Origin of the sequence: Streptomyces sp. NPDC047042, assembly GCF_040644035.1 — a bacterium.
Lineage (GTDB): Bacteria > Actinomycetota > Actinomycetes > Streptomycetales > Streptomycetaceae > Streptomyces.
In genome coordinates this window covers 1-20,484 of record NZ_JBEYVP010000055.1, presented here as the reverse complement: position 1 = coordinate 20,484, position 20,484 = coordinate 1, and the positions used below count along the sequence as shown (strand labels likewise).

Sequence of the window (20,484 nt, the reverse complement as noted above, 5' to 3'; positions counted from 1 at the left end):
CGAAGTGTCAGCCGCGGGTTCGCAGGCCTCGGCTCTTGCGCGGGACTTCCGCGCGAGCCGCGATCGCAGGAGTCATCTACGCCCATTCGCTATTCCGAGGACGTACTGCGCGTACTGGATCGCCGTGTAGAGGACGATCTGCACGGCATCGCCCCACGCATCTCGTCTGTAAGCTCTGATGGGCTGGGTGTCGCGGTAGCCCTGGGGCATGCCGAGGAGCCAGTTGAAGCGGTCGCTCAGACGGCCCCAGTTGTTTTGCAGCCAGACAAATCCCGCAGGTATGTGGTAGGTCGCGGCATTGCCCATGACCAAGGCGATGCCGTCCCGCATGGGGCGAAGCCGGGCGGCTTCCGCGACGAACTGGGCCATCCTCAGGAATCCCCGCGCCATGTTCTGGTCGTTGTTGGCGTCGAAGAGATACCAGGCAGCAGCGCTGATCGTGTCGCGATTCACCGGCATCCACTCGCGGTCCTCGTGGGCCTCGCCCTCGATACTGACGTAGTTCTCTCCGAAGGGGGCTCTACGGATGGACGAGGCGTTGCGCATCGCGCCGTGGTCCATGCGCTCGCGCTCCTCCTGCGGGACGGTTTGGCTGCCTGTGTAGTGGTAGACGTTGTTGCGGTCCCACCAGCCGATGATGTACAGGTTCGACCGCTGCAACTGCAGCCGCACGAAGTTCGGGTTGCCCCACATCTGGATGTCCACTTGCAGGTACGCATCGTGGCGGTTGCGGCCTGCGGGGAAGTTCGTTCCGGGCGCCAGGGTGGTGTTGGTGTGCTGCACCATGTAGGAATCCCCGGCACCGGGCACCCTGGAGGTGAGGCCGTCATTGAGGCGTCTGCGGAGTTCGTTGATGAAGCCGACGTAGTCGATGCCGTCGTCGATCCCGATCCGGAACACGGGGTTGCCGTCGCTGGCACGTGCGGTCGGCACCTTCCCCATGGGGCCGACCAGCGTGGCGATCAGCCCCAGCACAAGGGCGGCCAGCAGGGTGATGGTGCGGGGCCTGGCGAGGGGGCCGCCGCTGACCAGGCTCAGGGACCGGCGCGGCGGCGCGGCCGATGGTTCACGGTGCGAGGCGGGGGCCTCGTCGATGACACGTCTGTTCATGGGCTCTGCGCTCCCCAGGTGCGTGATGTGCAGGATTGCGGCTGACCGCTTCGGGGCGTCTACGGACGGCTGCGGCAGGCGCGTACCGGCGCATCACGACCCCCCTCACGGCGCGGTGCCCGGCAGGCCTTCGAGGCCGCCGTGCGCCGGGAGTTCGGCCCGCCGTGACGTGGCACAAGAGTCGGGCCCGGGGTATCTGTCCCACTACTCGTGCGAATACCGGTTTTTCCGCCGACCCGGTACTTCTACGAGGTGGGGGGCTCCTGCCTGGCCCACCAGACAGCCACCTGCGCCCGGCTGCCGAAGCCGAGCTTCGCCCGGATGTTCCCCACGTGGAAGTCGACCGTGCGCGTCGAGAGCGAGAGCTCGGCGGCGATCCGCCGGTTGCTCATGCCCTGGGCCACCAGCGCGGCCACCTCCCGCTCCCGGCCGCTGAGGACGCTCGGGGCCGGAGCCTGAGCCGAGGCTGAGGCCGGAGCCTGAGCCGAAGCTGAGGCCGGGGCTGGAGCAGGAGCCGGGGCCGAGGCTGGAGCCGGGGCCGGAGCCGGGGCCGAGGCCGGAGCCGGGGCCGAGGCCGGAGCCGGGGCCGGAGCCGAGGCCGGAGCCGAGGCCGGGGCCGGGGCCGGGGCCGAGCCAGGAGCCGGGGCCGGGGCCGGGGCCGAGGCAGGAGCCGGGGCCGGGGCCGAGGCAGGAGCCGGGGCCGGGGCCGAGGCAGGAGCCGGGGCCGGGGCCGAGGCAGGAGCCGGGGCCGGGGCCGGGGCCGAGGCAGGAGCCGGGGCCGGGGCCGGGGCTGGAGCCGGGGCCGGGGCCGGGGCTGGAGCCGGGGCCGGGGCCGGGGCCGGGGCTGGAGCCGGGGTCGGGGTGCTCGTGCCCAAGGCATGGTCAATGGCGCGGGCCGGGCTGTCGTGGGCGCCTCCGATGACGAGGGCCCGCTCGTATGCCTCCGGGCCCAGAGCTCGTACGATCGACTGTTCGCACCGTGCGTGGTGCTCGGCCATCACCGGGTCGAAGGCGGAGATGCTGGTGCCGGTGTCCCGCCACAATCTGCGCGCGGCACCCAGCATCAGTCCCGCCCGCTCGTACTCACCGTGCAAAGCGGTGACCCAGGCGAGCGTCTCCAGCATCAGCGCGGCGCTGAGCGGTTCGTTGAAGCCCCGCTCGATCTCCAGCCCGGCCCGGATCAGCGCCAGGCTCTCCTCCAGGTCGCCGCGCTCCTGGGCGTCATAGGCCAGCGTCCACAGCGCGTGCGCACGACCCCACCGCTCACCGCGCGCCTCCGCCAGGGCGACCGCCTGGCGGCCGGCCTCCACCGCGCGCGGGTCCCGGAGGCTGATCCGTGCGGCGGCCAGCTGGAACAGCGGGAAGACCGCCGAGGCTCCCCCCTCGGCCGCCGGACGGGCGGCGACCGCGTCCTCAAAGAGGCTCACAGCCTCCTCCGGCCGCCCCCGGAAGGCCGCCAATGAGCCGCGGAAGGTCATGACGTCCGCGCTCACCACCGGATCGTCCTGCTGCTCACCCAGCTCACCGGCCTCGCTGAGCCACTGTTCGGCCGCCACATGATCGCCCTGGAGCAGTGCCACCCAGGACGCGGCGCACAGCGCCCGGGCACGGGCGGGGGTGGGTTCGGGCGCGGCGGCGAGCGCCCGCTCGAGCTGTCGCCGTCCTTCGCCGAGGAATCCGCCGGCGCACCAGTGGAAGCGCAGTGCCGCGGTCAGCGAGAGGGTGGCCTGCGGGTCGTCGTCGTAGCGGAGTGCCGCCTGCAGATTGGGGTGCTCGACGCGCAGGCGGGCCAGGGCCTCCTCCTGGCCGGGGCCGTACCAGTTGTCGGCGATCCGCTCGGCGAGAGCGAGATGGAAGTCGCGGTGCCGCCGCAGCAGGCGCTCCTCCTCGCCGGACTCGGCGAGCCTCTCCTGGCCGTACTGACGGATGGTCTCCAGCAGCCGGTAGCGCGGCGGCCCCTGGCCCTCGTGCCCGGCGGGCAGGACGACGGACTTGGCGACCAGCCGGTCGAGGAGGTCCAGCACCTCGTGCGCGGGGACGCCCGCATAGCCCTCGTCGCCCCTGTCGCCCTTGTCGGCGCAGACTTCCTCGGCCGCGTCCAGGCCGAAGCCGCCGGCGAAGACCGAAAGCCGGTTCCACAGCAGCCGCTCGGCCGGGGAGCACAGCTCGTAACTCCAGTCGATCAACGCGCGCAGCGTGCGCTGTCGGGGTCGTACGGTCCGGCTGCCGCCGGTGAGCAGCTTGAAACGGTCCGCCAGCCGGTTCACCACCTGTTCCACGCTGAGCGTGCGCAGCCGGAACGCCGTCAGCTCGATCGCCAGTGGCAGGCCGTCCAGGTCCGCGCACAGCCGGGTGACCGCGTCCCAGTTCGCGTCGGTGACACGGAAGTCGGGCCGTACGGCGGTGGCCCGGTCCCGCAGGAGTTCGACCGCGTCGTCGGGCACCTTCAGGGGCGGCACGGTGAACACGTGCTCGCCGGCGATGCCGAGCGTCTGCCGGCTCGTCGCCAGGACGCACACCCCGGGGCCGGCCGCCAGCAGCGCGGCGGCGAGCTCGGCGGAAGCGTCGACGACGTGTTCGCAGTTGTCCAGGACGATCAGTGCTCGGCGCCCGGCCAGGTGCTCGGCAAGCCGGCTGAGGGTGGGCCGGGTGCCCTGCTCCACGATCCCCAGGGTGGCGGCTGCCGCACTCGCCACCGCCGAGGGCTCCCGCACGGGTGCGAGGTCCACCAGCCAGGCCCCGTCAGGAAAGGCGTTCCCGGCCCTGGCCGCTACTTCCAATGCCAGCCGTGTCTTTCCGACGCCGCCCAGCCCGGTGAGCGTCAGCAGCCGCGCCGAGCCGAGGACGCGGTGCACTTCGGTGATGTCATGGCGCCTGCCGACGAACGTGTTGAACGCCGCGGGCAGGTTCCCCGCCCGTGACGTCATCACGGTCACATCCGTCGCCTCCAGCCACGTCGTGCGGATCTGCCCGCACATTACAAAAGCGGCATCAACATCACATCATGACAGATTTCACATAAACGGGAGCCGGTCTGCAGAGCCTGTCTGTCAGCCGGTACAGGGCCGACGGCAGCCGGTACGAGGCCACGCAATCCCCTCCGGAGAGCCGCTCAGGGTGCGGGTGGTCCGGCCGCAGCCGCGGTCGCAGTCGATTCGATGACGCCACGCCAGGTCCGGCGGTACCCCTCCCGAAGAGGGCCGCCCACCAGGACCAGGATCTCCGACACCGCGTCGATCATGGGCAGGGGGTCTCCCGACTCGCACAGGGTCAGGTGGCCTTGCAGCAGGGCGGCGCCGCGCTCCGCGTCCGCCGCCAGGAGGCGGCGCGGCAACCACTTCCCGCCGCCGATCCAGGCGTGGTGGTGGTCGCAGAGCAGTTCCGCCGCCGCGTCGAGAACGACGCCGGCCACCGCCAGACGCTCGATGCGGTCGCTCGCGTCAGCGAGGTCGTCGAGCGCGTCCGTCAGCCCGTACCTCTTCGTCTCGACCGCGTCAGGGCCCAGCGCCGGCGGCCCCTCCCGGAGGTCCGCCTCCGCCAGGGCACGCGCCCGCCCGGCCTCACCGTCCCTGTCGACCAGGACGATTCCGGCGGCGTACATGCTCTGCAGGACCGCACGCCGCGAGGCGACGTCCGCCGCGAAGAGCTCCACGAGACCGGCACGGGTGTGGACGAAGAGCTCGACGACCCGCCCCTCGAACCGCATCGTCTCCCGGTGGGTCTCCCCACCGTCGTCGACGAGAACCAACAAGTCCAGGTCGCTACTGGCGGTACCCCGCCCGGCAGCCGTCGCCCCGGCAAGGATCACGGCGAGCGCATCGGGGAAACGGTCGTCGGCGAGACGCCGGGCCTGGTCGACGGGGTCGACGGGGTCGGTGTTCATGCCGGAATGCTTTCAGGAGCCCTGGTCAACAGCGACTGGATTTCCCATGCCCGCGATACAGTCCAGATGTCCATGGCCTCGGCAACACGAAGGGGACGGCCGCATGCGCTCACAGCACGTCGAAACGGGTGACGCTCCCGTCATCCCCCGCCCGGACCTCAACCCTGCGGCCCTCCGAGCGGCCTGCGCCGTCATCGCTCCACACCTCCTGGCCGCCTACGACCACGCCAAGGAACAAGCGCTGGCCACCGCCCTGGAACAGGACTCGATCAGGCCCCTCCATGCCTATCTGGCCCACTGGGCTTCGCTGATCGAGATCGAGCGCCACCCCGAGACCGCCAAGGCCTACCATCAGGCGGAGTACCTCGCCCACATCGCGACCACACCGGACGAGGCTCGCAGCCACCTGATCATCGCGAGCGGAATTTACCGCGACGCGGCCGAGGCGGTACGCGGGGCATGAGCTGGGCCTGGGAGTATGTGCCGGACGAGAAGACGGTGGCGGCCGGTGCGCCGTCCGCATTCCTCGGCGAGGTAGAGAAGAAGGTCGAGGAACTGGTCCGCGCCGCCGAGGCGCTGTACCTGCACGGACCCGCCTACCAGGACCTGGACGAGGGGGCGAAGCACGCGTTCGTGGACGGCGGCTTCTTCGTTTACATGGTCACCCCGCGCTCGGAACTCGTCAGCATCTGGCAGATCACACCCGACCCACACCTTTCGGACTGACAGCACCGGCGACTGCGTCAAGACCGACCCCCACTCCTGTCGATGACCACAGGAACACCGCGAAGTCGCAGTCGGATCCTCAGAAGTTCCATCTCGGAAAGCGTGCCCATAACCCCGTCGCGGCTCAGGCGCTCGGCCAGCTCTCGGGCCTGTGACAACGACACGGCCTCCGCCTCGCGGAAGACCTTCAGCGCCGGGACAAGACTGGGCACCGGCCCGGCCAACCGCAGTCTGGCGGGACCGTGTGCCGCGAGCAGGGCCTCCCGCACGTCGTGAGGAGTTGGGCCCCGCCCCGCTTGCTCGCACAGGCAGGTGCCACAGCTGTCGCAGGAGAACTCGGCGTCCCACCACAGCTCCCCATGGTTGATGAACTGGTTCAGCTGCCGCGTACAGCTGTACAGCTCCCGAGGCCCCGCGCCGTGAGTACGGCCGGCCGAGGGCCAACTGCGGGCAGCACCGGGGAATGGCAGTACGACGGGACCTTCCCGGCCAGTCCCCCCTCACCCGCGCCGCTCACCCCTGGCTCTCCTGCGACGTGACCCTGCGGTCCTGGTCGGGCAGGCGCAGGAGTGAGGCGCCGAGTGGGGTGAGGGTGTGAAGGACGGTGTTCGCATGGCGGTGGCTCGCGATGAGTCCCGCGTCGCGCAGCACCGTGGTGTGGTGGCTGGCGTTGGCGGTGGACACCGACACCGCTCGGGCGATCTCCGAGTTGGTGGCTCCGTACGTCACGGCGAGCAGTACCGCGGCGCGGGTACGTCCGAGCAGTGCCGACAGCGGAGCCTCGCACGGGCCGGGACGGGACGCGCGGTCGGCCGGGGCCAGCGGGTAGAGCAGGACCGGCGGCAGGTCGGGGTCGGCGAAGGAGACCGGCTTCTGCCAGCAGAAGTACGAGGGGATCAGGAGCAGACCGCGACCGTCCAGACGCAGGTCACGATCGATACCGCCCACATAGTCGACCTCGAGGACGGGCGCCTTCCAGCGCATGGCCGGTCCCAGGCCTCCGAGCAGCACCTCCGCTCCGCCGTGCAGCAGAGCGCGGCCCTGGCGCGCGCCCTCGGCGTCGATACGGGCCTGCATGTGGTCGTCGTACGGAGCGATGACAGCCTCGTGATACCTGCGCAGCGCCGTGACCAGGTCCTCGCGGGTGTCGCGGTCGGCCAGGCGGTACATCTCGCTCGGCACCTTCCGCACCTGGGCCAGCAGACCGATCTCGTGGCGGACCCGGGCGGGCGGTGTGTCGAGGATGGCGCCGAGCCCGCTTCGCAGCCCCTGGCCCGCCTCGCCCGGCGTGAGGAAGTCGGGGAAGTAGGACGCGCGCGGAAACAGCGGAAACAGCAGGGTACGTACGACGGCGCCCAGCTTCTGGGTCGCGATGGCGTCGCAGGCGTCGCGGTACCAGGCCGCATGGGCCCAGCGCCCTTCCTTGGACTGCAGCCGGTGCAGGCTGGCGGTGATCTCCCACAACGGGTCGGGGCGTTCGGCGAGTCTGGTCCGGGAGAGATCCTCCGCCGTGAAATGGATCCTCAGCACGGTCCCCCCATGCGTCCCATGCGTCCCATGCGTCATTGCTGTCCGCTGGGGTTGAGAATGCCCCACCGGCCCCATGATGACAATGACGTGTACGGGCCGAGCCGTCAGTCGGCTGTCAGGGCGGCAACTTCCGTGCGTATAGCGGGTAGTTGGGACCAGATCGTGCCCGGGCAGTCGGTGGCCGCCCAGTCGAGGTGACCGCCGATGACGGGCGCCGCGCGAGTGACTCCGCTCACCGGATTGCGGTAGAGCACCTTACCCGTCGGGACGAGCGCGTGGCGCCCCGCGAGGTCGGCCAGGAGCTGGACGAGCGCTGTGCGCGCGGCGGTCGTCGGCGGCGTGGTCGTGAACGTGCCCAGCAGGGCGATCCCGAGGTTCCCGCTGTTGTATCCCTGGACGTGCGCGCCGGTGACCATCCGCCCGGTCGCGTCATGGGCGGCCGTACCGTCGGTTCCGGACCAACGCCCTTCGTACACCAGGCCGTTCCTGTCGATCAGGAAGTTGTACCCGATGTCGCCGTAGCCCTTGCCCACGGTGTCGTTGCGGTAGATCGCCCGCACCACCGCGGCCGGATCCGGATCGGTGCTGCCGTCGGCGGTGTGGTGCACGGTGAGCGTCTGGACGGGGTAGTACTCCGGCGGCCAGATCTCCGTACCGTCGGCGGCGTACCGCAGGGCCTCGTCCGCGCCCCAGTCCGTGCGCGACAGCAAGGTGTACGCGGCCGAGGCGGCGGAGGTTGCGGAGGTGGCGGCGGAGGCGGGCAGCCGGGGGACGACGCTCAACGCTCCGGCGGCTCCGAGGGCACCCAGGAACACGCGGCGCGGCACCAAGGGCACCGGGTGGGCCGGTTGGGCCGGGTGGGCCGAGTGGGCCGGGCGTCGGGAATCTGCGGGGTTCGGGTCCGTCATCGCGGGATTCCTTCTGTGGGGGGGCCGGGCCGGTCGAAGCTGTCCGCTCCCTCGAATCCCTCGAATCCCAGGAATCTTTCGAACGGAAGCGGACAGCTGGTGGAACGGAGGAGCGCCGTTACGGGCCTACAGCGCGCAGGCGGCCTTGGGGCTGTAGAGACGGGACCAGGTGCTGGGACCCACGATGCCGTCGGCGCCGCCCGTGGTGCCGTTACAGGTCTGCACGTAGAAGATGCCGGCCGCGGTGTTCTGGCCGTAGTCCCCGTCCACCGTGAGGTATTCGGAGTAGTTGCTGTAGAAGTTGATGAGGCACTGCACCTGGCGGACGTTGTTGCCCTTGTCGCCGGGGTGAACCGTGGGCCGGGCGCTGTCGGCGATGTAGTTGCAGTTGCTCTCGGCGGCGGCGGCGCCGGCGGAGGGCGCTCCCGCGAGGACTCCTCCGGCGGCGAGTACGAGAGTGCCGAGCACGAGGGCTGAACGGTTGGTGCGCATGTCGTCTCTCCCGAGGTGTGCGTTTCCTGTGACGGAAGTAAAGATTGCTCGGTGGGACGACGCCGGTCCACGAGTTTCGAACAGGCCGAAAGAACGCAGGTCAGGGCCGTCACCCGACCCGGCTCCTCGACGCGTGCGGAACCGGATTCCCGGCATCGGCGAAGTACCCGTGACAGCCCAGGACTTCAGCGTGGGCGAATCGACGAAAGGAGGCCCGGTGACCGTCGAGCCAGTTGTCAGGCTGGGGCAGGACAGTGACGCCTCGGTGGTCGAACGGTCGTGGGACGAGCCCGAGGCATTCGCCGCGCTCTTCGACCGCCATGCCGACTCGGTGTACGGATACGCGGCACGCCGGCTCGGTGCGGAAGCGGCCGAGGACGTGATGGCCGAGACCTTCACCACCGCGTTCCAGCAGCGCTTCCGGTACGACACGGCGCAGGCCGGCGCCCGCCCGTGGCTGTTCGGTATCGCGACCAACCTCATCAGCCGCCACAGACGCGCCGAGGCCCGACGCCTGAAGGCGCTCAGCCGGCTGCCCCCGGATGCCACCGGCGGCCGGGCCGAGGAGGCCGTCGCGGACCGGGTGGCGGCGCGGGTCAGCGCACAGGCGGTGGGACGCGAACTCGCGGGCGCCCTCGCCCGGTTGCCCGCCCGCCACCGGGACGTACTGCTGCTGGTCGCCTGGGCAGACCTCGGCTACGAGGAGGTGGCCCGCGCCCTCGGGGTGCCGGTGGGCACCGTCCGGTCGCGGCTGCACAGAGCCCGCGGCAAGGTTCGCGAGGCATTGGGCGGATCTGATCCAAGTGCTCTTCGAGAGGAATCCGAGGAATCCGACGATGAATGAACTCGATCTCCTGAGGGAGTGGGACGCGGACGCGCCTCCCCTCACCGACGCCGTCCGTACCCGTGTCCGCTTCCGCCTCTTCCAGGCGATGCAGGCTCCCACCGCCCCCCTGTCCGCCGCTCCCACGGCCATCGGCCGCCGCCCGCTGCTGCGGATCGCGGTGGCCGCCGTAGCGGCTGCGGCGGTCACCGCGACCGTCGTGGTCGCACAGAACACGGGAACCTCGCCCCACACCCAGACCGTGAGCGCGGCCACCGTGCTGCGAACGGCGGCGGCCGAGGAACGCAGTCACGAAATGCCGATCGCGCCGCGCGACGACCAGTTCATCTACACCAAGGAGATCATCGAGGAGACGCCGGTCGGAGGCGGCCGGAGCAGGACGTACGTCGACGAGAGCTGGAATTCGGTCGACGGCTCCAAGAAGTCCTACGTCAGCGAGCTGGGCCACACCCAGTGGGTCCCGCCGGACCAGCCGGGGCAGCGCATCTGGCCGCCGCGCAGATGGTCGCAGCTGAAGCAGTTGCCCACCCACCCGGGCAGGCTGCCGATCGCACTGCGCGACCTCGTCGGGAAGCCGGACTACGGCCGACCGGTGACAGCCGACGAGTGGCCGTTCGTCCAGTTCTACCTCTCCGGCCTACTCCGTCAGGCCGTTCTGCCGAAGGGACTGCGCCCCGCCGCGTTCGAGGCACTCGCCACCGTCCCCGGCGTCAAGGTGCTGCCGGGCCGGACGGACGCGGGGGGCCGCCCGGGCATCGGCATCCAGTACATCGGCCCGCCCGGCACTCCCTGGGCGGACGGCGGAAGGGTGCTGGTCTTCGACGCGAAGTCGTATCAGTACCTCGGCATGCGCGATCAGCGCAGCGCAGGAGGCAAGACCTACGAGCAGTGGTCCTACGTGGCCGTCGACGCCGTCGTGGACCGGGTGATGCAACGCCCCTGACGCTCTGTCGTATCGCAACCGCTCGACGCCCTGAACCTCACCCCGGCGTCGAGCAGTTGGGGCGTGCACCCGCCGCCGTCCCATCGAACTCGCCTTTTGTATCGAGCATTTGACACAAGATCCCGGCCGGGGCATCTTGTACCCACTCCTTGGTACAAGATGTTCGATGATCTGGGGGGATCTCCATATGCTCGACACCGTCCCGCTCCAGTCCCGGTTCCTCGACCACGCCGAGTACTACGCCCGTTGGTCCGGTCTGGCCATCGGCATCGTGGTCGCGCAGCAATTGATCGCGATGGACAGCGACGACATCGCGATGCCCCTCGTTTTCGCCATCACCGCGTTCGGCCTGTGCGCGGTGGGCGGTGTCCTGCTCGGTGACGCCCTGACCCTGCGCCCGGAGGAAGCGGTACGCACCGCGAGTCTCGCCCCGCGTCTGGTCCGGGATCAGGTGCCGCCCCGGATGGCGCCTCTGATTCTTCTGCAGGCCGCGTCCCTCATCACCCTGCTGGTGATCGGCGCGGTCACGGCCTCCGCCGATCCCGGCAAGGCCGGCAGAGCGGGGCGGGTCCTCGACGTCACCTGCGAGGGGATGCGCACCTCCCTCGGACCCTGGCCCGGCCTGTACTACAGCGGCCCCATGTTCGCCGCCCTCGCGGTCGGAACCCCCGTGTGCGTCTGGGCCCTGCGTCGCATCACCCACGGTCAGGGCGACGACCAGCAGCGCCGCGACCGCGCCTGGGCGATCACCGGAGCCTGGGGGCTGCTGGTGTCGAGCCAGGTGCTGCTCGTCGTACTGATGATCTTTGTCGCGCTCACGGAGGAGGCCTGTGCGGGTCCGCTGGGCGCCGCCACCATCGCGGCGATCAGTCCCCTCAGCCTTCTCGGCCTGTTCACCTTCGGGTGGTCGCTGGTCACCGTGGTGGCACCCCGGGCGGTCGACGACGAGGCAGCCGGCGAGGGGGACTTCGACGATGAGTGACCCCACCGTCCGCGTCGACACCACCAGCCAGGTACCGCCGTACGAGCAGATCCGCGCGCAGTTGGCCGCGCTGATCCGTACCGGCCGGCTGGCCGCGGGGGAGCGCCTGCCGACCGTGCGCCAGCTCGCCACCGACCTCGGTCTGGCGCCGGGTACGGTCGCCCGCGCCTACCGCGAACTGGAGGCCGCCGAACTGATCCGCACCCGGCGCGGCGCGGGCACCCGGGTGGCGACCCTCCCGTCCGGGCCGCACACCCACGACGCGGATCAACTCACCACTCTGGCACGGGACTTCACCTCCGCCGCCCGAGCGCTCGGCGCCGACACCGAGGACATCCTGACCGCCGTCCGTGACGCCCTGGACCCGGCACCCGCCTCCCCACCGGCCACCGTCGCCAGCGGCGCGTGCGGCCCGAAGACGGCCGACGTCGACACAAGTCGCCGTACGTCATAGAGCGTTGGGTCCGCCCATGGCATCGACGCGGCCGTGCCGCTGGTCGTGTTCGACGAGTCGGAACACACCGAATTCCACCTGCCGATCAGAGCACGAAGTGGCCGGAGCAGATCTGGACGAACCAGGACACCTGTACGGACACTCACCCCTGACACCAAAGCCAGGGGGACAGAAATGCCGGACCCGACACCTGATGATGTGCTGGTCGCCTACAGCGACTTCGTCCAGCGCTGCCAGAACCTCACCGTCAGCCACCGGTACAGCTATCCCGCCGCCGTCCATGTGCGGTCCGCCCAGGAGCTGTTGGACAGCGCCCGCACCCTCATCGATGTCCTGGCCCGGTTCCCGGCGGCGGTCGCGATCCGGCCTCTTCCGGAAAGCCGGGAGATCGCCACCGCACTGCGGCTGGCCGTGCCGGCCCTGCTCGTCCACTCCGGCTACGTCACCCCACCCCTGCCCGCCCTCCCCGTCCTGCTCGGTCAGCTGACGGAAGCCGCTTTCGACCTCACCGCAGGGGGAACGGAAGCTCGACTGCGCGACGCCGGAGAGGCGCTGGCAGACATCAGCCGGAGCATCGCCGACGCCCAGCACACCGGCACCCACGGGCACACCCACGCCCTCGTCCGCGGGGTACTGCGCGTCTCCCGCCGTCTGCTGCCCTTCGTCACCACTGCCACCGCCGTGGCCTGCGCGCCGCTGCTGCTCCCGGTCGCGGGCGGCATCACGGCCGCCGTGCTCTCCGTCGGAACCTCGGTGGCCGGCATCCTGCTGCCGTCACGGGAGGAGCTCCACAACGCCTTCACCAACAGGCCGGGCTCCCTGACCGTCCCGCAGGCCCAGTTGCTGACGGTGGCGGTGGGTACGGCGCTGGACGAAGCCGAGATGTGCCTGCGGGACGACCACGAGGCCTCCAGGCGGGACTGGGCCCGCTGGGCCTACCAGGCCGCCGACAACCACCTCAAGGCGCTGTCCTCACACACCGGCGATCCGGTCCTCGACGTGACCCGGCAGCACCTTGCGGAACGAGCCGAACGCATACGGGCTGCCATCGACGACGCACCTTCCCCCGACGACCTCGAGCCTCCGGACCCCGACCCCTCCGGCATCCAGCCTCCCGACCCCGACCCCTCCGGCATCCAGCCTCCCGACCCGCAGCATCCCGACGCCCAGCCCGACGACACCCAGCCTCCCGACCCGCAGCATCCCGACCCCCAGCCCCGCAGGACCCGGCGCCGCAAGGTCAAACGCCTCGCCCCCGCAGACGCCGGCACCGACGCCGCCGAACACCAGCCCCCCGAGTCTCAGGACTCCGCCCCCCAACTCCCCAGCGTCGACGACTCCGTCAATCAACCCCCCGTCATCCGGCCCGCCGGCAGGAATGACCCCTTCGGCCTCTGACTCCCCGCACGCCCTGTGCCCGGCGCTGGCCATGCCGACGCATGTCCGTTCACACCAGCGAGGCGAGGAGGCCGGTCCCTTCCGCCAGCATTCCGGGCTGCCCGAGGGCGCGGAAGTCGGCCTCGACCTCTGCCAGTTCGAGGACTCCGGCCCGTACGGCGCGGTATCGGACGACCGACCACAGGAAGACGTCGAGGTTGTCGAACTGCGTCTCGTCCTCTATGACCTCCTCCTCGTGGAACCACACCGCGACCCGCCCGTTGGTGAGCACGACGTAGTAGTTGCCTCCTCCGTCGGCACCGATGGACCACACGTCGTCGTCGGAAAGCTCCGTCTCGTAGTCGGAGTCGAGGATCTGGCAGTCGTTGTCGGCGAAGTCGAAGGCGTACGACCAGTCGTATATGTCGAGGAAGCCTGCCGGCACGGTTCCCGACCGGACCCTGCGGTCGAAGCCGGCCAACGCGGTCGCGGCGTCGCCCGGGAGCCTGGCGAGGAACGGTTCGACCGGGCGGGTCGACGCCGGGATGTCGGCCCGCGGCGCGTCAGGAAACCATCGTGCCAGGTCGGCGTCCAGGTCCCGGTCCACATATCCGGCCAACTGCTCAACGGTGATAGGCATGCGGTGAGGCTAGCCAGTGGAGATCGAGCACGGGCGCCCGGCTCATCAGTTGCGTAGTCGATTGCGTGGTTTCACTGACGTCGACTCGTGAGCCACGCACTCGCGTCCGGCCCCAGGGCCACCTCGCGCGGCCCGCGGAACCCGAGGGACCGCAGCTGGTCCCCGTGCCTGGGGGACATCGTGATCGCTACGGCGTCCATGGCGTCGGCGTCCACGGCACGCAGGCCCGGAGCCAGCAGATCGGCGGCCACGGTGTGGTCCCAGGCGCTCGTGTCGTCCAGCGCGCCGACGACGAACACCTTCCAGTGCGGCTCCTCGGGCCCGACGTCTTTCAGCCACATCGGCAGGGCCGGGCACTCCTCCGGGGCGATGGCGAGCTCACGGGCGAGCAGACTGCTGAAGCGGGTGTCGGGAGGCTCGGACCCGACCCCGGGCGGCAGCCACACCGCAGCCGCGAGAAGCCCGCCGTCCGACCGCTCGGCCACCCAGATCCGGCCCTCCTCGAGGGCGTAGTGCGCCAGCACCAGCCGCATGGCACTCCGCGTGGGCGAGGGCAGGGGTGACGCGATCATGCGTACCAGTGCCGGTACGTCCACGAGTCCCGCCGGGCGTATGGCCGCCGACGGCCGCGACTGAACGATCGTCGCGGGTACGGCGGGCATCGCGGGCATCGCGGGCATCGCCATGGTCGTCGTCGTCATCATCATCATCTTCGTGTTCTCCATTTCAGGCCGCCCGGCTGGTGCCGACGCCGGTGCCGACACCGGAGCCGGTGAGGATCGGGGCAGGACGCAGCTGCGAGACACGCGCCTCGCTGCGGACGGGACGTTCATGCTGGGGCCTGCTGAGCAGGACCACCCCCCGGCCCGCCGCCACCGCGCCCGCGAGGGCGAGCAGGGTGCCGGTCGCGCCGTACTGGAACCCCTCGCCGAGCAGCGCGACACCGATGGCGGAGGCCGCGACCGGGTTGACGAGGGTCAGCAGCGCGAGGGGACCGCCGAGGCCGCTGCCGTACGCCTTCTGGGAGAGCAGCAGCCCGCCCGCGGCGAAGCCGACGGTGAGCGCCGCGACCAGCGCCGCGTCCCACGACAGCGTCGTCCCGACGGCGAGTTTCTGGGCGAAGGTGGAGCCGACCGCGGAGGCGATGCCCGAGGCCGCCGCGAAGGCGAGGCCGGCCTGCGAGGAGGGGCCCGAGGCCAGGCGTACCAGCGCCGCGATGACGAGGGCGGCGGCGAGCGCGACGACCAGGAGGCCGGTCGTGCTCAGGGTGTCGGGCGTGCCGCCCGAGGCCGTCACCGTCAGCAGCGCGGTCAGACCGGTGAGCGTGAGGGCCGTGCCCCGCCACTGCGTGCCCGAGGTCCGGCGGCGGGCGACCAGCGAGCCCAGGGGCACCGCGACCACGAGGGTGAGTACGCCCAGGGACTGTACGAGGCTCAGCGGCCCGTACCGCAGGGCAACCACGTGCAGCAGCGCACCGCCGCCGTTGAGGAGCACCGCTCCCCACCAGGACCCCCGGGCGAGCGCGCCGCGCAGGTTGGTCGTTCCGGCGGCGGTCCGCTCCTGGACCACGGCGGCGGTGGCGTAGCAGAGCGCGGAAACGAGGGAGAGAGCGACGGCCAGGAGCACTGGTGAGGTCGTCATCGCGTATTCCCATCGATACGAAACGGTTTCGTACCGACAAGCTACGTCGCCCCCGATCGAAACGCAAGCGTTTCTTTAGTGGGGATCAGTGCTGGCCGGACGGGAGGTCGTCGTCGGGAGAGGAGAGCGGGCAGCGTTCATGACCCGCGGGGCAGCCATCGAACCTTTGACGTTATCGCTGGCAGGAGCGCTGCGATGCTGCGAACTTCCTGCGCAACTGGGAGACGGGCCGCGTCTGGACGCCGCCTCCGGCGACGAGGGTGGAGTGGGCCGCGTCTACACGAATCCCTGTCAGACAGGAGACGACCACCAGACCTGGGAGGTCATTTACGAGTCCCACTCCACTTACAACCTCGTCCAGGTCAAGAACAAGGCAACGGCCTGTGCCTCAGCACGTTCGGCTGGAACCAGGTGAGCCTCCTGAACGTGTGGACGAAGACCTGCGCCGACAGCGACTACAACGGAGCCGCCTACGCCATCGGCTGCAACGACGGCGGCTACCAGAAGTGGAAGCTGGGCTTCTGAGGCTCAGCCCGCGAACACCGGCGTCCCGCCCTGCGTCAGCTTCCAGTTGGTGACGGCGAAGTCGGCGGGGTCCAAGGACCCCTTGGTCGTCACGTAGTCGATCATCAGCTGGCGGATCTCGTTCGTCGAGCTGTACGCGATGTCGGCGGCGGCGATGTGCGGGTAGCCGCTGCCGCCGTTGGCGCGGTAGTTGTTCACCGCGACGACGAAAACCTGGTCGGCCGCCACCGGCGCGCCCTTGTAGGAGAGGTTCTTGATCCGGGAGCCCTCGGCCGCGGCGATGTCGATGTCGTAGTCGACGCCCGCGGCCGTGTCGTACATGTAGTCCCAGAAGTTGTTGGCGTTCGTCAGCGTGGCGGTGTCGACCGCCGTGCCCGCCGGCACCTGGCGGTAGTACTTCGCCGCGTACTCCAGGTAGTCCTTGAGCTGGGCACCCGTCAGCTTCTTGCCGTACAGGGTGTTGTCGTAGATGTAGAGCCCGGCGACATCGCGGATGGTGACGTCACCCTTGGGGATGTCCGCGCTGCGGCTGAAGGGCGCGGCGACGGAGATGAGGGGCAGGGCCGCGTCCGCGGTGGACAGGCCGCCGGCCACGGTCGCCATCTGGACCTGGTGGATGAAGTCCATGACGGGTACGTCCTTCCAGCACGCCTCCGCCGCCGACAGGTCCGCCGTACACGTGCCGACAGGCGTGTTGACGTACTTCACCACCAGGTCGTGGTCGGCCTTGAGCAGCCTGGTGATCTGCTGGTCCTCCTCGACGCCCTTGGGGTCGAGGGTCTTCGCCTTCGTGCTGGTCACCTTCCACTGGCCGCGCTCGAGTTCGAGCTCGAAGTCGAAGACGGTCAGGCGCATGCCGTAGCAGTACGGCTCGGAGAGGACGACGTCCTTGCCGGTCTCCTTGTTCGTCACCGTGTACGACGACACCTCGGTGTGCGTGTGCCCGACGAGGATCGCGTCGATCCCGGGCACCTGCTCCGCGACCAGGTTCGACGCGTTCTCGACGTACGGCAGCTCGTTCCCGTACGACGAACTGCCGTCCAGGCCCGAGTGGTCGGTGAGGAAGACGACGTCACAGCCGAGGGCGCGCATACGCGGGACGTACTTCTTCGCCTGCTCGACGAGTCCCGTGAACGCCATCTTCCCGGCGACGTTGTCCTTGTCCCACAGGGCGATCCCGGGGTTGGTGAGGCCGAGGATGCCGACCTTGATGTCCGGTGCGCCGGGGACCCGGATGCGCTTGACGGTGTACGGCTGGAAGGCGGGGCGCAGGGTCTTCGCGTCGAGCGCGTTGGCGCCGAGCAGCGGGAAACGGCACTGGCTCTCGAACTTGCGGAGGGTGTCGATGCCGTAGTTGAACTCGTGGTTGCCGAGGGCGGCGGCGTCGTAGCGCATGGCGTTCATGGCGACGGCCATGGGGTGTTCGGGGCCGCGCTTGCCCTTCTCGCCCGTGATGGGGTCCACGCGCGCGTAGTAGTACGCCAGTGACGTGCCCTGGATGATGTCGCCCGCGTCGACGAGCAGCACGCGGTCCTCGCCCTTCTCCGCGCGCTGCTGCTTGATGAGCGTGGCCACCCGGGCGACGCCCACGGAGTTGCCGGCCTTGTCGGTATAGGCGGCGTCGGTGTAGTAGTCCCAGTCGAAGACGTGGCTGTGCAGGTCGGTGGTGCCCAGGATGGAGAACGACCAGGTGCGGGGCGGCTTGCAGTGCGCGCCGTCGACCCGGTCGGCGGCCTGCGCGGGCGCCGCCGCGACGGTCCCGGCGGCGGCAACGGCGGCACCGGTGACCGCCGACTTGTGCATGAACTGGCGGCGGTTCAGGGGCGAGATGGGCATGGGGGAACTCCTGAGCGGTCGATGGCTACACGCGTAGATCGTGGCCGCACACCGGCCGTCCAGGAACCAAGAGCAGTCCATGACAGGCCATGTCCCGGTCAATTCGACCGAAGGAACGGCGACGGGAGGGGGCCCGGACGTCCCGCCCACCCCGTCTCGGCCACGCACAGGACCAGTCCTCTCCTGTTCATACGGTAGCCACAAGAAGAAACATTCATTCCATTTCGCAACCTCACATATTCGCTGATCAACCAGGAGTCATATCGCGCTTTTCGTACAGGAATATACGAGCCCGAATGACCCCTAGATAAAATAATTACCCAGAATTCCTTCACCCGTTTCGCCGCACATCCGTTGAAAGGAAACGACGTTAGTTGGGACATGACCGAGGCAACCATGGAACGGCTCCGACACCCTCTCGCCGAGCAAGAGAGGGAGATCCGGAAAGCCAGTGGAGTGACGGTGACGCTGGGGCCCTACAGCTACAACCCCGCCCCCGTACACTCATCAGCCGCCACGAACGGCACACTGACGCGGGGTGGGTTTCCAGTCGTACTGGCGGTCACCGAACCCCTTCTGCGGGAATTCCTGGACGTGATGAGCACACTAGAAGCTGATCTCACCCGGCGATGGGCCAGATTCCAAGGTCTGCACGCCTTCTAAGGCAGGGAATGATCAGGCCGCGTCATGTACGACGAAGAATTCGATCATCCCCGAATGCACTCCGCCCATGACCTGCGGATGTCCAGCGACAGAGGCACGGGCCGCCACCGACACCCGCCCACGACCGAGGTTTTCTCGGCACCTCTGGTGCCACCGGACGCGGGCTGGGATCCGGTCGAAGAACTGGCCTGGGTGCTCCAGGACGCCATGGCGGATCAGCTCCCGAGAATCCCCGCAGCCCGCGACGAGACATCCATCACGACCCCGACCGCCAACACGCCCCTGTGGAACCTCCAAGAAATCACGGCGGAAATTCCGCCCTTGCGGAAAATCAGCCAAGGTCACCGCAAGGTTCGTGAGCGCAAGCGCCTGAGCGCGTTCCAAACCACCAGCTACCTCATTGCCACGCTGACGGCGATCATCGCCTCCGCGGTAAGCTTTTTCAGCGGGATGGCCGCCTACGATCCTTTGCGCGTCATGGCCATGTCCCGTATGCAGAGCGACATCGTGGCGTGGTGGCCCCTGCTGGTGTACGGACCTTGGCTGGTCGCCTCACTGTCCGTCCTCCGGGCCGCACTGCATCAGCGCCGCACAATGCACTCCTGGTGCGTGATCCTTCTCTTTTCATCGATCGCCATCCTCTTGTGCGTCGACGAGGCGCCCAAAACCTTCCTCGACATCACATCAGCGGCCTTGCCGGGGATCTCTGCTCTCGCGTGCTTCCACCAGGCCGTCCGCCAGATCACCCTGACACGGGCACCCCGACGAACGACGCGCCGCCATCGTTCGAGGCGCCCCCCACTGCACGACCCCTGTGAAAAAGAACCGACGGACACCGACGTCCCAGCACCATGATGTGGGCGGGACACCGGTCGGGCACGTCAAACGGCCACGGCCAGGACGTTGCCGCCGGACAGTGTGGCGGCGTACGCATCGATGTCGTCGCGGTCGGAGGTGAGAACGCTGCCTCCGCCGTGACTTGCCGCGATGAAGACGGCCAGGGCATCCACCGGGTCGGGGCGCTTCTTCGGCGGCAGTGCGGCAGAACCGATCATGTCGCCGAGTGTCTTCCAGCCCTCGATGTTCACTCCGCCCGCACACGGGAGACAGCGCGGCGGAAGACCGTCGGCGTACCGGGTCCTGTCAACGGGGTACACGAAGACATCGGCGAGGAGACGCTTCCACGCGTAGGCCGTTTTCGGGCTTGTCCGCCATGCCTGCGACAGTGCGGGACCAGCGACGATCGGCTTGTGCCCGCCGGCCGTGACGAACCCCTTGTGCAGGATGTGCGCCCGGCGGTCCTGGCCGACCAGCGCCACCAGCATGCCCGTGTCGTACACGACCACGTTCACGCGGCAGCCTCACCGCGCGGTGTACGGCCGAGAATCGCGTCGACCTCCGCCTGTTCCGCCTCTGTCGGCTCGATGTCGTCGCCCGCCCAGACACCCGCACCGGCCTGCTCCTCGGCCTCCGCGCGCGCCTTCTGGAAGGGCTCGAAGATCTCCCTCACCCGATCCTGCTGATCCATCTGCGCCTGGGCGGCGATCGCCAGAAACGTGGAAACGTCGAGTCCGGCGGCTGCGGCGTGCTCCCTTATCCGGTCACGCACCTCGGCCGGCATGCTGATCGAGAAACGTACAATCGCCATGCCATTACCGTAACACCAGGTGTTACGACGCCGAGAGCCCGTGACTGATCCGCATCCGGGGTGCCGCCCGGGCTGCCGACGCGGTGACCATGCGTGACAGTCAACCTGTCGGGGTCCATTGCGGGCTACGAGCGCGGGCACATGTGCGGTCACAGTGGCATGAAGGACGGAACCAGCGGGTCGGCTCGCCCCCCACAAGCTTCCCAAAAGGCTGGCAACAGTTGCCGAAACAGCGCGTAGTCGCTGGTCAGCCGCCGGTTTTGGGACGGAATGAGACACTCC

Annotated in this window: 19 protein-coding genes and 1 pseudogene; 8 read left to right on the top strand and 12 right to left on the bottom strand. The window is 69.5% G+C overall.

Annotated elements, in window-relative coordinates; all coding sequences use genetic code 11:
- Positions 1–72: 72 nt before the first annotated feature.
- From ABZ855_RS42745 to ABZ855_RS42735, 3 genes are all read right to left on the bottom strand, one after another.
- On the bottom strand, positions 73–1,110 hold the full coding sequence (locus tag ABZ855_RS42745; RefSeq protein ID WP_360817533.1) for a ribosome-inactivating family protein: 1,038 nt from the start codon (positions 1,108–1,110) through the stop codon (positions 73–75).
- Between the two features lie 245 nt (positions 1,111–1,355).
- Positions 1,356–4,088, bottom strand: coding sequence for a LuxR C-terminal-related transcriptional regulator (locus tag ABZ855_RS42740; RefSeq protein WP_360817530.1), 2,733 nt, complete (start codon positions 4,086–4,088; stop codon positions 1,356–1,358).
- A 134-nt stretch (positions 4,089–4,222) separates the two neighbouring features.
- Complete coding sequence (locus ABZ855_RS42735; protein WP_360817527.1) at positions 4,223–4,993, bottom strand: nucleotidyltransferase domain-containing protein; 771 nt, start codon at positions 4,991–4,993, stop codon at positions 4,223–4,225.
- 103 nt (positions 4,994–5,096) lie between these two features.
- On the opposite strand from ABZ855_RS42735, the gene ABZ855_RS42730 reads away from it, so the two are divergent.
- Together ABZ855_RS42730 and ABZ855_RS42725 are read left to right on the top strand one after the other, a co-directional pair.
- A complete protein-coding gene (locus ABZ855_RS42730) occupies positions 5,097–5,456 on the top strand; it encodes a DUF6247 family protein (RefSeq protein WP_360817524.1) in 360 nt (119 codons plus the stop codon).
- A complete protein-coding gene (locus ABZ855_RS42725) occupies positions 5,453–5,719 on the top strand; it encodes a hypothetical protein (RefSeq protein ID WP_360817521.1) in 267 nt (88 codons plus the stop codon). The genes ABZ855_RS42730 and ABZ855_RS42725 overlap by 4 nt, the downstream gene beginning before the upstream one ends.
- 513 nt (positions 5,720–6,232) lie before the next feature.
- On the opposite strand, the gene ABZ855_RS42720 is transcribed toward ABZ855_RS42725, so the two are convergent.
- The 3 genes from ABZ855_RS42720 to ABZ855_RS42710 form a co-directional block, all read right to left on the bottom strand.
- Entirely contained in the window at positions 6,233–7,249 is a 1,017-nt protein-coding gene (locus tag ABZ855_RS42720) for a winged helix-turn-helix domain-containing protein (RefSeq protein WP_360817518.1), read from the bottom strand.
- A 104-nt stretch (positions 7,250–7,353) separates the two neighbouring features.
- Positions 7,354–8,157 (bottom strand): N-acetylmuramoyl-L-alanine amidase, encoded by an 804-nt coding sequence (locus ABZ855_RS42715; protein WP_360817515.1) that lies wholly within the window; start codon positions 8,155–8,157, stop codon positions 7,354–7,356.
- A gap of 126 nt (positions 8,158–8,283) precedes the next feature.
- Positions 8,284–8,649, bottom strand: a complete 366-nt coding sequence (locus ABZ855_RS42710; RefSeq protein ID WP_360817512.1) for a peptidoglycan-binding protein — start codon at positions 8,647–8,649, stop codon at positions 8,284–8,286.
- Positions 8,650–8,866: 217 nt separating this feature from the next.
- Here ABZ855_RS42710 and ABZ855_RS42705 point away from each other — a divergent pair, with 217 nt between their 5' ends.
- The 5 genes and pseudogenes from ABZ855_RS42705 to ABZ855_RS42685 all read left to right on the top strand — a co-directional run bounded on the left by ABZ855_RS42705 (position 8,867) and on the right by ABZ855_RS42685 (position 13,270).
- Complete coding sequence (locus ABZ855_RS42705; protein WP_360817509.1) at positions 8,867–9,493, top strand: RNA polymerase sigma factor; 627 nt, start codon at positions 8,867–8,869, stop codon at positions 9,491–9,493.
- The gene (locus tag ABZ855_RS42700) at positions 9,486–10,436 is read left to right on the top strand and encodes a CU044_5270 family protein (protein ID WP_360817507.1); all 951 of its coding nucleotides are present in this window, start codon (positions 9,486–9,488) and stop codon (positions 10,434–10,436) included. The genes ABZ855_RS42705 and ABZ855_RS42700 overlap by 8 nt, the downstream gene beginning before the upstream one ends.
- A 187-nt stretch (positions 10,437–10,623) precedes the next feature.
- The gene (locus ABZ855_RS42695; RefSeq protein ID WP_360817504.1) at positions 10,624–11,418 is read left to right on the top strand and encodes a hypothetical protein; all 795 of its coding nucleotides are present in this window, start codon (positions 10,624–10,626) and stop codon (positions 11,416–11,418) included.
- Positions 11,411–11,785, top strand: a pseudogene (locus ABZ855_RS42690) (GntR family transcriptional regulator); the annotation flags it as partial. The gene ABZ855_RS42695 and the pseudogene ABZ855_RS42690, both read left to right, overlap by 8 nt.
- Positions 11,786–12,046: 261 nt before the next feature.
- A complete protein-coding gene (locus ABZ855_RS42685; RefSeq protein ID WP_360817502.1) occupies positions 12,047–13,270 on the top strand; it encodes a hypothetical protein in 1,224 nt (407 codons plus the stop codon).
- Positions 13,271–13,319: 49 nt separating this feature from the next.
- Here ABZ855_RS42685 and ABZ855_RS42680 read toward each other — a convergent pair whose 3' ends face one another.
- From ABZ855_RS42680 to ABZ855_RS42665, 4 genes are all read right to left on the bottom strand, one after another.
- Positions 13,320–13,889 (bottom strand): hypothetical protein, encoded by a 570-nt coding sequence (locus tag ABZ855_RS42680; RefSeq protein WP_360817499.1) that lies wholly within the window; start codon positions 13,887–13,889, stop codon positions 13,320–13,322.
- Between the two features lie 71 nt (positions 13,890–13,960).
- Positions 13,961–14,614, bottom strand: a complete 654-nt coding sequence (locus tag ABZ855_RS42675) for a hypothetical protein (RefSeq protein WP_360817496.1) — start codon at positions 14,612–14,614, stop codon at positions 13,961–13,963.
- 1 nt (position 14,615) lies between these two features.
- The gene (locus tag ABZ855_RS42670) at positions 14,616–15,530 is read right to left on the bottom strand and encodes a hypothetical protein (protein ID WP_360817493.1); all 915 of its coding nucleotides are present in this window, start codon (positions 15,528–15,530) and stop codon (positions 14,616–14,618) included.
- Positions 15,531–16,058: 528 nt separating this feature from the next.
- Positions 16,059–17,891: a 5'-nucleotidase C-terminal domain-containing protein gene (locus tag ABZ855_RS42665; protein ID WP_360817490.1), complete on the bottom strand. Its 1,833-nt coding sequence runs from the start codon at positions 17,889–17,891 to the stop codon at positions 16,059–16,061.
- Positions 17,892–18,578: 687 nt separating this feature from the next.
- On the opposite strand from ABZ855_RS42665, the gene ABZ855_RS42660 reads away from it, so the two are divergent.
- Positions 18,579–19,409 (top strand): DUF2637 domain-containing protein, encoded by an 831-nt coding sequence (locus ABZ855_RS42660; protein ID WP_360817487.1) that lies wholly within the window; start codon positions 18,579–18,581, stop codon positions 19,407–19,409.
- 26 nt (positions 19,410–19,435) lie between these two features.
- Here the strand turns inward: ABZ855_RS42660 and ABZ855_RS42655 are convergent, their stop codons facing one another.
- Positions 19,436–19,906 carry a hypothetical protein gene (locus tag ABZ855_RS42655; protein ID WP_360817485.1) on the bottom strand — a complete coding sequence of 157 codons (471 nt, stop codon included), beginning with the start codon at positions 19,904–19,906 and terminating at the stop codon, positions 19,436–19,438.
- Positions 19,903–20,202 (bottom strand): hypothetical protein, encoded by a 300-nt coding sequence (locus ABZ855_RS42650; RefSeq protein ID WP_360817482.1) that lies wholly within the window; start codon positions 20,200–20,202, stop codon positions 19,903–19,905. The genes ABZ855_RS42655 and ABZ855_RS42650 overlap by 4 nt, the downstream gene beginning before the upstream one ends.
- Positions 20,203–20,484: the final 282 nt, after the last annotated feature.

What these genes read in the sequence shown, in the direction of transcription:
- ABZ855_RS42700 (WP_360817507.1), top strand. Translation starts at nt 9,486, where the DNA reads ATGAATGAACTCGATCTCCTGAGGGAGTGGGACGCGGACGCGCCTCCC.
- ABZ855_RS42740 (WP_360817530.1), bottom strand. Translation starts at nt 4,088, where the DNA reads ATGTGCGGGCAGATCCGCACGACGTGGCTGGAGGCGACGGATGTGACC.
- ABZ855_RS42735 (WP_360817527.1), bottom strand. Translation starts at nt 4,993, where the DNA reads ATGAACACCGACCCCGTCGACCCCGTCGACCAGGCCCGGCGTCTCGCC.
- ABZ855_RS42685 (WP_360817502.1), top strand. Translation starts at nt 12,047, where the DNA reads ATGCCGGACCCGACACCTGATGATGTGCTGGTCGCCTACAGCGACTTC.
- ABZ855_RS42710 (WP_360817512.1), bottom strand. Translation starts at nt 8,649, where the DNA reads ATGCGCACCAACCGTTCAGCCCTCGTGCTCGGCACTCTCGTACTCGCC.
- ABZ855_RS42725 (WP_360817521.1), top strand. Translation starts at nt 5,453, where the DNA reads ATGAGCTGGGCCTGGGAGTATGTGCCGGACGAGAAGACGGTGGCGGCC.
- ABZ855_RS42670 (WP_360817493.1), bottom strand. Translation starts at nt 15,530, where the DNA reads ATGACGACCTCACCAGTGCTCCTGGCCGTCGCTCTCTCCCTCGTTTCC.
- ABZ855_RS42715 (WP_360817515.1), bottom strand. Translation starts at nt 8,157, where the DNA reads ATGACGGACCCGAACCCCGCAGATTCCCGACGCCCGGCCCACTCGGCC.
- ABZ855_RS42680 (WP_360817499.1), bottom strand. Translation starts at nt 13,889, where the DNA reads ATGCCTATCACCGTTGAGCAGTTGGCCGGATATGTGGACCGGGACCTG.
- ABZ855_RS42665 (WP_360817490.1), bottom strand. Translation starts at nt 17,891, where the DNA reads ATGCCCATCTCGCCCCTGAACCGCCGCCAGTTCATGCACAAGTCGGCG.
- ABZ855_RS42730 (WP_360817524.1), top strand. Translation starts at nt 5,097, where the DNA reads ATGCGCTCACAGCACGTCGAAACGGGTGACGCTCCCGTCATCCCCCGC.
- ABZ855_RS42675 (WP_360817496.1), bottom strand. Translation starts at nt 14,614, where the DNA reads ATGGAGAACACGAAGATGATGATGATGACGACGACGACCATGGCGATG.
- ABZ855_RS42660 (WP_360817487.1), top strand. Translation starts at nt 18,579, where the DNA reads ATGTACGACGAAGAATTCGATCATCCCCGAATGCACTCCGCCCATGAC.
- ABZ855_RS42745 (WP_360817533.1), bottom strand. Translation starts at nt 1,110, where the DNA reads ATGAACAGACGTGTCATCGACGAGGCCCCCGCCTCGCACCGTGAACCA.
- ABZ855_RS42695 (WP_360817504.1), top strand. Translation starts at nt 10,624, where the DNA reads ATGCTCGACACCGTCCCGCTCCAGTCCCGGTTCCTCGACCACGCCGAG.
- ABZ855_RS42650 (WP_360817482.1), bottom strand. Translation starts at nt 20,202, where the DNA reads ATGGCGATTGTACGTTTCTCGATCAGCATGCCGGCCGAGGTGCGTGAC.